General features: G+C 73.8%; 9 protein-coding genes. 5 read left to right on the top strand and 4 right to left on the bottom strand.

All coding sequences use genetic code 11. The features are described from left to right. Positions 1-278 precede the first annotated feature (278 nt). The 3 genes from E1258_RS26080 to E1258_RS26070 all read right to left on the bottom strand — a co-directional run bounded on the left by E1258_RS26080 (position 279) and on the right by E1258_RS26070 (position 3,246). Positions 279-1,301 carry an ABC transporter permease subunit gene (locus E1258_RS26080; RefSeq protein ID WP_132405760.1) on the bottom strand — a complete coding sequence of 341 codons (1,023 nt, stop codon included), beginning with the start codon at positions 1,299-1,301 and terminating at the stop codon, positions 279-281. Next, positions 1,298-2,221, bottom strand: coding sequence for an ATP-binding cassette domain-containing protein (locus E1258_RS26075; protein WP_207919719.1), 924 nt, complete (start codon positions 2,219-2,221; stop codon positions 1,298-1,300). Before E1258_RS26075 ends, E1258_RS26080 begins: the two co-directional genes overlap by 4 nt. A gap of 239 nt (positions 2,222-2,460) precedes the next feature. Further along, a complete protein-coding gene (locus E1258_RS26070) occupies positions 2,461-3,246 on the bottom strand; it encodes a DeoR/GlpR family DNA-binding transcription regulator (RefSeq protein ID WP_132405756.1) in 786 nt (261 codons plus the stop codon). A 195-nt stretch (positions 3,247-3,441) separates the two neighbouring features. Between E1258_RS26070 and E1258_RS26065 the strand changes: the two genes are divergently transcribed. From E1258_RS26065 to nagA, 3 genes are read left to right on the top strand one after another with little or no spacing between them, the layout of a single operon-like run. Next, positions 3,442-4,371: an SIS domain-containing protein gene (locus tag E1258_RS26065; RefSeq protein ID WP_132405754.1), complete on the top strand. Its 930-nt coding sequence runs from the start codon at positions 3,442-3,444 to the stop codon at positions 4,369-4,371. Further along, positions 4,368-5,342: an ROK family protein gene (locus E1258_RS26060; RefSeq protein ID WP_132405752.1), complete on the top strand. Its 975-nt coding sequence runs from the start codon at positions 4,368-4,370 to the stop codon at positions 5,340-5,342. The genes E1258_RS26065 and E1258_RS26060 overlap by 4 nt, the downstream gene beginning before the upstream one ends. 34 nt (positions 5,343-5,376) lie before the next feature. Further along, positions 5,377-6,486, top strand: coding sequence for an N-acetylglucosamine-6-phosphate deacetylase (gene nagA / locus E1258_RS26055; protein WP_132405750.1), 1,110 nt, complete (start codon positions 5,377-5,379; stop codon positions 6,484-6,486). A gap of 59 nt (positions 6,487-6,545) precedes the next feature. Here nagA and E1258_RS26050 read toward each other — a convergent pair whose 3' ends face one another. Next, positions 6,546-7,769 carry a DUF4032 domain-containing protein gene (locus tag E1258_RS26050; RefSeq protein WP_207919718.1) on the bottom strand — a complete coding sequence of 408 codons (1,224 nt, stop codon included), beginning with the start codon at positions 7,767-7,769 and terminating at the stop codon, positions 6,546-6,548. Between the two features lie 78 nt (positions 7,770-7,847). On the opposite strand from E1258_RS26050, the gene E1258_RS26045 reads away from it, so the two are divergent. Continuing rightward, positions 7,848-8,624, top strand: a complete 777-nt coding sequence (locus E1258_RS26045; RefSeq protein ID WP_132405748.1) for a phosphatase PAP2 family protein — start codon at positions 7,848-7,850, stop codon at positions 8,622-8,624. A gap of 10 nt (positions 8,625-8,634) precedes the next feature. Next, a complete protein-coding gene (locus E1258_RS26040) occupies positions 8,635-9,888 on the top strand; it encodes an APC family permease (RefSeq protein WP_132405746.1) in 1,254 nt (417 codons plus the stop codon). Positions 9,889-9,907: the final 19 nt, after the last annotated feature.

The raw sequence follows: 9,907 nt of genomic DNA, 5'->3' as shown, positions 1-9,907 counted from the left end.
GGGGTGGGGGCGGGGGTGGGGGTGGCGGACTCCGGGGCGGAGCGGGGCGGAGGGACGGCGACGCCCTCCCGGGTGCCCGTGGCCTCCCGGCCACCGGCGTGCCCCGGCTCGGGCCGGTCGGTGGCGGCCGGGGCGGCGTCGGCAGGCGGCATGGCGGTCCTCACGCGGGCGTGCGAAGGGCCGGCGAGGGCCCGCCGGCCCGGGATCCCCAGCCTAACCAGGGCGGACCCGGACCGCATCGGACGTGCGGTGCGGTCCGGGCCACCCGGTGCCACTGCTCAGGCGACGTCCCGCTGGCGCATGCTGACCAGCGCAGCGCCGAGGACGGCCACCAGCGCGACGAAGAACAGGATCGACGCGTGCTGCCAGGTCAGGTCGAAGGTGTCCGGCTTGCACTCGCCGAAGTGGGAGGAGGTGTTGCAGGAGTCCCAGTCCTCCAGGGTGACCTTCTTCGTCATCCACGCGAGCCCGTACGTCGGCAGCAGCCACGCCTCGACGAAGCGTGCCCCGGCCATCGACATCACGATGCCCAGGCCGAACTGCCCGACCACGACGGCACCGATCGCCCCGCCGAGGGCCATCGCGGTGTGCCGGCCCAGCGAGGCCAGCGCGAACCCGATGGTCGCGGCGACCACGACCAGCACCAGCCCGCGCAACCCGGTCAGCGCGAACGACTGCCACACCCCGGCCGTCATCTTCTCGGTGGTGCCGCGCAGCGTGCCGACGGTCCAGAACCCCGCGGTCCACACCGCCGCGGCGGCCAGGGTCACGCCGACGAGCCCGGTCAGCAGCGCCGCCAGCTTGGTCAGCAGCACGGTGAGCCGCTGGGGCCGCCAGAGCAGCAGGTTCGTCATCCCGCCGGAGCTCCACTCGGCGCCGACGAAGGAGGCACCGATGACGAACCCGATCAGCGCCAGGATCGCGGTGAAGGTGACGATCATCTCCTCGAAGCTCGCGCGGAAGTCGAACGTCGACGGCAGGAACCACTGCGCCTCGATGCTCTCCGGCGGCGGCGGGGTGATCATCTCGCAGTCCGGCGGGTACCGGCCGTCCTGCTGGTCCTGACCGGATGCCTTGGCCTGCTCACAGGACTTGCGCTCCGCCTCGGCCCAGCTCACCTGCTGCTGGTACTCCTGCTCGGCCTTCTGCTGGGCGGCGGCGCGCTGGTCGGGGCCGATCTTCTGGTTGGTGAAGAAGACCCCGACGAGGACGGCCCCGAGCACCAGCAGGCCGAGCAACGTCGCCCAGCGGGCGAAGCGCCGCTTGCCCAGCCGGCGCAACTCCGTGCGATAGAGGCTCATGCGCCCCAACCTCCTCCGGCGACGCCGGGCTGACCCGCGTCACCGACCTTCGTGGACTGGTCGACCTGGCGGTGCTGCCCCGGGACGGGGGCGGTCGCGGTCAGCTCCAGGAAGACGCTCTCCAGGTCGACCGTGACGGGGGCCAGCTCGCTGACGTACAGGCCCTGGCCGGCGAGGATCCGGCTCACCTGGGCCGGCTTCTCGACGCCGGCGAGCATCAGGTGGTCGTGGTGGGCGGTCACCGCCACGCCCGCCCGGCTGAGCGCGTCGGCCGCCGCCGGGAGGTCGGAGACCGCCTCCAGCCGGACCCGCACGGCCCCGCCGGAGTGCTCGGCGAGCACCTGGTCGACCGGGCCGAAGGCGACCCGGCGGCCGAGCGAGATGATGGTGACCGAGTCGCAGATGAGCTGGATCTCGCCGAGGATGTGGCTGGAGAGCAGCACGGTCATCCCGGAGGCGGCCAGGTCCCGGGTCAGTGTGCGCATCTCCCGGATGCCACCGGGGTCGAGGCCGTTGGCGGGCTCGTCGAGGATGAGCAGCTTCGGTTTCTTGAGCAGCGCCGAGGCGACCGCGAGCCGCTGCTTCATGCCGAGCGAGTACGTCTTGACCCGCTCGCCGGCCCTGTCGCGCAGGCCGACCAGCTCCAGCACCTCGTCGACCCGGGTCTGCGGCACCTCGCCCGCCCCGGCCAGCAGCGACAGGGTGTCGCGCGCGGTGAAGTGCGGGAAGAACTGCGGGCTCTCGACGATCGCGCCGACCTGACTGACCACGGCGGGCAGGGCGGCGGGCACCTCCTGCCCGAGGATGGCCATCCGGCCGCCGTTGGGCCGGATCAGCCCGAGCAGCGTACGCAGGGTGGTGGTCTTGCCCGATCCGTTGGGCCCGAGGAAACCGTGCACCTGCCCCTGCTCGACCAGCATGTCGAAGCCGTCGAGGGCGTGTCGAACCCCCCGACGGCGACTCTTGTACGTCTTGCGTAGACCTTCTATTTCCAGGACAGCCGACAAGCTGCGCCTCCCCCGATGAGTACGGTGAACGACGCACACCATACGCGGTATGCAGGAGGATGCAATACCCGGTATGCAGTCGAACGCGTCACGCTGCGTGAGGGGGGCTCCCTTCTCTGCCAGAGGCGTCAACAGGAGCCCCTCCTTGCACCTCAGGCGGTGATGACGTGGACGCCCGCCACGCGGAACGCCTCCACCACCTCCGGGTTCGCGCCCGAGTCGGTGACCAGGGTTTCCACCCGGTCGACGGGGCAGATCCGGGCGAACGCGTGCCCGCCCAGCTTGGACGAGTCCGCGATGATCACCACTCGCTTCGCCCGCGCCACCATCAGGTTGTTCATCGCCGCCTCCCCCTCGTGGTGGGCGGCGGCGCCGAGCTGCGGGTCGATCGCGTCCACGCCGAGCAGGGCGACATCCAGGGTGACCTCGCGCAGCAGCGCCCCGCCCAGCGGGCCGACCAGCTCGAACGACTTGGGCCGGACCACGCCGCCGGCCACCACCACCTTCATCCGGGAGCGGACCAGCAGCTCGTTGGCGATGTTGAGCGCGTTGGTGACGACGGTGAGCTGGGCCCCCTCGGCGCTGGTGTTCAGGTCGGGCCGGACGGCCAGCGCGCGGGCCACCTCCGTGCTGGTGGTGCCACCGTTGAGGCCGACCACGGTGCCCGGGGAGACCAGCGCGGCGGCGGCCGCCCCGATCCGCTGCTTCTCGGCCGAGTGCTTGGCGGTCTTGTAACGCAGCGGCAGGTCGTACGAGACGCCGTTGGCGACCGCGCCGCCCCGGGTCCGGGTGATCATCTGCTGCTGGGCGAGCTGGTCGAAGTCGCGCCGGATGGTGGCCTGGGAGACGTCCAGCCGCCCGGCGGCCTCCTCCACGCTCACCCGGCCGCTGTCGGTGAGCATCTCCAGCAGGGCGTTCCATCGGGCGTACCGGTCCACCGCGGGGCCTCCACTGGGCTGCACGAAGGGTGATTGATTGCGTGCACAGTAGTGCGCGAAACTACGCTGGTGCAAAACTCCGCTCTGCGCGATCGGGGAGCCGGTTGCCAGAGGCGCGAGACTTCGCGCAGAATAACGCGCGAAAGGCGGCATTATTACGCCGTATTGCGCACGACCTCCTAGTGGGGAGTTCTCATGGCGTTCGTGCCCGCGGAGATCGCGAGTCAACCCGACTGTTGGCGGGAGGCAGCGCTGCTGGCCCCCACGGTCGCCGAGCACCTGCCGCGCCCCGGGGAGCGCGTCGCCGTCGTCGGCTGCGGCACGTCGTGGTTCATGGCGGCGGCGTACGCCGGGCTGCGCGAGACCGCCGGCCAGGGCGAGACCGACGCGTTCCAGGCTTCCGAGTTCCCGACGGGCCGCCGCTACGACCGGCTGATCGCCATCACCCGCTCCGGCACCACCACCGAGGTGCTGGAGCTGCTCGCCGCGCTGCGCGGCCAGGTCCCCACCACCGTCATCGTCGGCGACCCGACCTCCCCCGCCGTGGAACTCGCCTCCGCCGTGGTGGCCATGCCGTTCGCCGACGAACGATCCGTGGTGCAGACCCGGTTCGCCACCACCGCGCTGGCCCTGCTCCGCGCCCACCTCGGCGACAACCTCGCCGCGCTCTCCGCCGACGCTGAGGTCGCCGTCCGGGCCCCGCTGCCGATCGACCCGGCCCGGATCGAGCAGGTCACCTTCCTCGGCCGGGGCTGGACCATCGGGCTGGCCCAGGAGGCGGCGCTCAAGTGCCGCGAGGCGGCCACCTTCTGGGCCGAGGCGTACCCGGCCATGGACTACCGGCACGGCCCGATCTCGGTGGCCGCACCGGGCCGGCTGGTCTGGGCGTTTGGCGACATCCCGGAGGGGCTGGCCGAGGACGTCGCCGCCACCGGGGCCGCCTTCGTGCACAGCCGCACCCACGGCTGCCGCGCCGTGCTCACGAGCTGGGCGGCCGGGCGCACCCCGGTCGACCCGATGGCCGACCTGATCCTCGCCCAGCGGTTCGCCGTCGCCCTGGCCACCAGCCGCGGCCTGGACCCCGACGCGCCCCGACACCTGACCCGCTCCGTGGTCCTCGCGTGAGCCCAGCCGATGTCGTCGTCGCGCTGGACGTGGGCGGCACCGGCATGAAGTGCGCGCTGGTCCGCCCGGACGGCACCGCCGTGCACACCGAGCGGCACCCGACCGACGCGGGCCGGGGCCCGGACGCGGTCATCGAGACGATCCTCGACGTCGCCGACGGGTTGGCCGGCAAGGCCCGCGCCGACGGGCTCGACCCCGTCGCGCTCGGTATCGCCGTTCCCGGCGTCGTCGACGAGCCCGCCGGGGTGGCCGTCTGGTCGGCGAACGTGGGCTTCCGGGACGTACCGCTGCGGGACCTGGCGGCGGCGCGGCTCGGGCTGCCCACGGCGCTCGGCCACGACGTGCGCGTCGGCGGCCTCGCCGAGGCCCGGCTCGGCGCGGGCCGGGGCACCGGGCACGTGCTCTTCGTCGCGGTCGGTACCGGCATCGCCGCCGCCCACGTGGTCGACGGGTCGGCCGCCACCGGCGCTCACGGTGCCGCCGGGGAGATCGGCCACATCCTGGTACGCCCCGGCGGGCCACGCTGCGGCTGCGGGCGCGACGGCTGCCTGGAGGCGGTCGCCTCCGCCTCGGCGATCGCCCGCCGGTACTCGGAGGCCCTCGACGCGGCCACGACCGGCACGGTGACAGGCGGCGTGGTGACAGGCGGAACGGAGAAGACCGGCGCGGCGGTGAGCGCCGCCGAGGTGGCCGACCGGGCCGCCGCCGGGGAGGCCGTCGCCGCCCGCGTGTGGGCGGAGGCGGTCGAGGCGCTGGCCGACGGGCTGGCCACCGGCCAGGCCCTGTTCGACGTGCAGACCGTCGTCGTCGGCGGCGGTCTGGCCCAAGCCGGTCCCCGCCTGTTCGACCCGCTGCGCGCCGCGCTGCGCGAGCGGATGACGTTCCACCGCCAGCCGCGCTTGGTCGCGGCGGCCCTCGGCGACGGAGCCGGCTGCCTCGGCGCCGCCCTGCTGGCGCTCGACGCCCGCTGATCGACCTGCCCGCCTCACACACCTGGAGAAAATGATGACCCTGCGGGTGAACGGCAAGGTGGTGACCCCGACCGGCGTGATCCGGCAGGGCTGCGTGGAACTCGACGGCGACCGGATCACCGCCGTCGCCGAGTACCCGTCGATACGTGACGGGCACTGGATCGTGCCCGGCTTCGTGGACATGCACACCCACGGCGGTGGCGGGCACACCTACACCACCGGCGACGCCGAGTCCGCCCGGCAGGCGGCGGCCTTCCACCTCGGGCACGGCAGCACCACCATGCTGGCCAGCCTGGTCAGCTCGCCGTTCGAGCTGATGCGGGCGGCGACGACCGCGTTCCGGCCGCTCGTCGAGGAGGGCACGCTGGCCGGCGTCCACTTCGAGGGGCCGTACCTCTCCTCAACCCGGTGCGGCGCGCAGAACCCACAGTTCCTCCGCGACCCGGCCGTCGACGAGTTGGCCGAGCTGATCGAGCTGGGCGGGGGCGCGGTGCGGATGGTCACCCTGGCCCCTGAGCTGGACGGCGCGCTGGAGGCGATCAAGCTGCTCACCGCCAACCGGGTCGTCGCCGCCGTCGGTCACACCGACGCCACGTACGACCAGACCAGGGCCGCCGTGGCGGCCGGCGCGAGCGTCGGCACGCACCTGTTCAACGGCATGCGCCCGATGCACCACCGCGAGCCCGGCCCGGTCGTGGCGCTGCTGGACACCCCGAACGTGGTATGCGAGCTGGTCGCCGACGGGGTGCACCTGCACGACAAGATGCTCAACTTCGTCACCGCTACCGCCGGCCCCGAACGGGTCGCCCTGGTCACCGACGCGATGTCCGCCGCCGGCATGCCCGACGGCGAGTACGAGCTGGGCGGCAAGACCGTCACCGTCGCCGACGGGGTGGCCCGGCTGGCCGCCGACGGGGCGATCGCCGGCAGCACGCTCACGATGGACGCCGCCCTGCGGCACGCCGTGCACGCCGGCGTCCCGATGGCGGACGCCTGCCGGATGGTGGCCACCACCCCGGCCCGCGCCATCGGCCTCGGCGACCGGGTCGGCGCGCTCCAGGTCGGTCTCCGCGCCGACCTGGTCGTCCTCGACGACGACCTGAACGTGGTCCGGGTGATGCGCGGCGGCTCCTGGATCGAGTGACGCCCCGCGCCGGCCGCCGGGCCCCGCTCGGGCGGCCCGGCGGCCGGCGCCCAGCCGGGTCAGTGCAGGGCGTCGACCTCGACACCGAGGACGGCCTGCTCGTCGGGGCGGTGCACCAGCACGTCGGCGAGGTACGACTGGACCGCGTGCCGCATGCCCACGTCCCGGCCGGCCCGCTCGGAGGCCAGCCACTTGTGCTCGATGATCTGGGCGAACAACTCCTGCGGCTCCAGCTTGCGTCGCAGGTGCGCCGGCACCGCCCGGACCACCGGCTCGAAGACCTCGGTGAGCCAGCGGTGGGAGGCCTGCTGCTCGTCGGTCAGGTCGCTCTCCGCCCGGTACGCGTCGAGGTCGTTGAGCAGCTTGCGGGCCTGGTTCTCCTCGGCGTCGAGGCCGGTCAGGCGAAGCAGCCGGCGGTGGTGGTAGCCCGCGTCGACCACCTTGGGCCGGACCAGGTACCGCCCGTCGGGGATGGTGGACAGGGCCACCTCGGCCACGTCGAAGCCCAGCTCGTTGAGGCGGCGGATCCGGCCTTCGATGTCGTGCCGGGCCTCCCGCTCGACCTGCTGCTCGTAGGTGATCTCGTGCCAGAGTCGCTCGTAGCGCTGCACGACCTCCTCGCACACCACCTCGGGGTCGATCGAGTCGTGCAGCAGGCCGGCGGCCTGGAGGTCGAGCGCCTCGCCGAAGATGTTGACCCGGGCGATCTCCAGGTCCTCGCCGCGCTGGCCGTTGGACAGGGAGTTGCGCAGGGCCCCGGTCTCGGCGTCCACCAGGTACGCGGCGAACGCGCCCGCATCGCGGCGGAACAGGGTGTTCGACAGCGAGCAGTCGCCCCAGAAGAAGCCGGTGAGGTGCATCCGGACCAGCAGCACGGCGAGGGCGTCGAGCAGCCGGCCCATCGTCTCCGGTCGCAGCGTGCGGGAGAACAGCGCCCGGTACGGCAGGGAGAACTGGAGATGCCGGGTGATCAGCACCGGGTCCAGCGGCTCGCCGTCGTCGGCCTGCCGGTCGGCGACGATGGCCACCGCCTCCACCGACGGGAAGTCGATCCGTTCCAGCGCCCGCAGCAGGTCGTACTCCCGCTCGGCGACCCGCTCGCCGGTCTCCTTGACCGCGTAGACGTACCCGCCGAGACGGACGAAGCGGACGATGTGCCGGGAGATGCCCTGGGGCAGCGCCACCAGGTGCTCGGCAGGCCACTCCTCGAGCGGGGTCGACCAGGGAAGGTCGAGCAGCGCCGGGTCCACGAGGGCAGAGGTGATCCGCACGCCGACCAGCATGACGGGTCACCCCGCCGGAGCGCTCCCCATCGTGGCTCGCCCCACAGCGGGAAAACGGCGGCCCGGTAGCGTGGTCGCGTGCGCGAAACCCAGACGGTACGGCGGAAAGTGCAGTTCAGGCCGGTGCGCCCGGCCGGCTGGTGGTGCGATCTGCTGCTGCTCGCCGGATTGGTCGGGTTGACGGTCGCGCTGGCCGCCGACCGGCTGTTCGGCGTCGACCGCGCGGTCGCCGACTGGGCGGAGGCGCACCGGCCCGCCGGGGCGTACTGGGGCGCGGTGGTGCTCAACTACCTGGGTCAGGGCACCCCGCTGACCCTGATCGCGCTGGGCATGGGGGTGCTGCTGGCCCGCCGGGTGCGATCGGTGCGCCCGGTGCTGCCGCCGGTGCTCGCCTTCGGGTTCACCTACCTCACCATCGGTCCGCTGAAGGTGTGGACCGCCCGGCCAGCGCCGAGCGCCAGCGTCAAGGAGCCGTTCCTGCCCCCCGAGGCGACCCTGCCGCTGTTCCAGCACGACCTGCCGGTGCGGTTCGCCCAGTCCTACCCGTCGGGCCACGTCGCCAACGCGATCGTCTGGTACGGGGTCGTCGCGCTGCTGCTGACGCCGCTGCTGGCCAGCTTCGGCCGGACCGTCCCGCCCCGGCTGGTCACCGTCGTCAGGCTGGTTCCGCCGGCCGTCGTGCTCTGCACCACCACCTACCTGGGGTGGCACTGGTTGACCGACTCGGTGGCCGGGTTGCTGCTGGGCCTCGTCCTGGACCGGCTGCTGCACCGGGTGCCCTGGGACGACGTGCCGCTGCCCCGCCGGCGGCTGGCGGGCTGGGACCGTCCCGCGCTGTTCACCGCGACACCCTAGGGTTCGGGCCATGGAGCGGCTGGCGCGGCGGTTGGGCGTACCCGATGCGGTGGTCGTCGGTCTGGGGTCGATGCTCGGCGCGGGCGTCTTCGTGGTCTTCGCCCCGGCGGCGGCGTCGGCCGGCGGCGCGGGGCTGCTGGTGGCGCTGACCCTCGCCGGGTTCGTGGCGTTCTGCAACGCGACCAGCTCGACCTGGCTGGCGGCCCGCTACCCGGAGTCCGGCGGCACGTACGTCTACGGCCGGCAGCGGCTGGGCCCGTTCGCCGGCTTCCTGGCCGGCTGGGGCTTCGTGGTCGGCAAGACGGCGAGCTGCGCGGCGATGGCGCTGACCGTCGGGGCGTACCTCTGGCCGGGGCGGGCCCGGGTCGTCGCCGTCGTCGCCGTCGCGGCGGTGACCGCCGTGAACCTGCGTGGCATCGGCAAGACCGCGACGGCCACGAAGGCCCTGGTGGGTGTGGTGCTGGCGGTGCTGGCCCTGGTCGCGGGGGCCGGCCTGCTCGGCGGCGGCTTCGACGCGGGCCGCATCGCCGGCCCCGCTGCCCCCGGCGGCACCGGAGCGCACGGTGTGCTGGCCGCCGCCGGGTTGCTCTTCTTCGCCTTCGCCGGGTACGCCCGGATCGCCACCCTCGGCGAGGAGGTACGCGACCCGCAGCGGACGATCCCCCGGGCGGTGCCGCTGGCGCTCGGCCTGGTGCTGGTGATCTACCTGGTGCTGGCGGTGGTGGCGCTCGGCGTGCTCGGCCCCGAGCGGCTGGCCGCCTCCACCGCGCCCCTGGCCGACGTGGTGACCCTGGCCGGGCTGCCCGGCCTCGCCTGGGTGGTCCGGGCCGGGGCGACGGTGGCGGTGACCGGGGTGCTGCTGTCCCTGCTCGCCGGGGTAGGCCGAACCCTGCTGGCGATGGCCCGCCGCCGGGACGTGCCGGCCGGCCTGGCCGCGGTGCACCCCGTGCACCGGGTGCCGCACCGGGCCGAACTGGCGGTGGCCGCCGTGGTGGCGGCCGTGGTCCTCGTCGGCGACGTACGCGGGGCGATCGGCTTCTCCAGTTGCACGGTGCTGGTGTACTACGCGATCACCAACGCGGCGGCGCTCACCCTGGGCCGGGACCCGGGCCGCCGGCTGCCGCTGCGGCTGCTCGCCGCGCTGGGGCTGGTCGGCTGCGTGGCGCTCGCGGTCAGCCTGCCCCCGGCCAGCGTCCTCGCCGGGTTCGGCGTACTCGCCCTCGGCGCCGCCTGGTACGCGCTGCGCCCCGCTACTCCTCGCTGACCCGGGGCGGTGGTGGGCC

This window comes from Micromonospora sp. KC207, from assembly GCF_004348615.1.
Classification (GTDB): Bacteria; Actinomycetota; Actinomycetes; order Mycobacteriales; family Micromonosporaceae; genus Micromonospora.
The sequence above is the reverse complement of the archived record's forward strand: the minus strand, read 5'-3'. Positions and strand labels throughout refer to the sequence as shown.

Excerpts from the sequence above, each read along its gene's own strand:
- E1258_RS26080 (WP_132405760.1), bottom strand. The coding sequence starts at position 1,301 with ATGAGCCTCTATCGCACGGAGTTGCGCCGGCTGGGCAAGCGGCGCTTC.
- E1258_RS26075 (WP_207919719.1), bottom strand. The coding sequence starts at position 2,221 with ATGCTGGTCGAGCAGGGGCAGGTGCACGGTTTCCTCGGGCCCAACGGA.
- E1258_RS26065 (WP_132405754.1), top strand. The coding sequence starts at position 3,442 with ATGGCGTTCGTGCCCGCGGAGATCGCGAGTCAACCCGACTGTTGGCGG.
- nagA (WP_132405750.1), top strand. The coding sequence starts at position 5,377 with ATGACCCTGCGGGTGAACGGCAAGGTGGTGACCCCGACCGGCGTGATC.
- E1258_RS26050 (WP_207919718.1), bottom strand. The coding sequence starts at position 7,769 with ATGCTGGTCGGCGTGCGGATCACCTCTGCCCTCGTGGACCCGGCGCTG.
- E1258_RS26040 (WP_132405746.1), top strand. The coding sequence starts at position 8,635 with ATGGAGCGGCTGGCGCGGCGGTTGGGCGTACCCGATGCGGTGGTCGTC.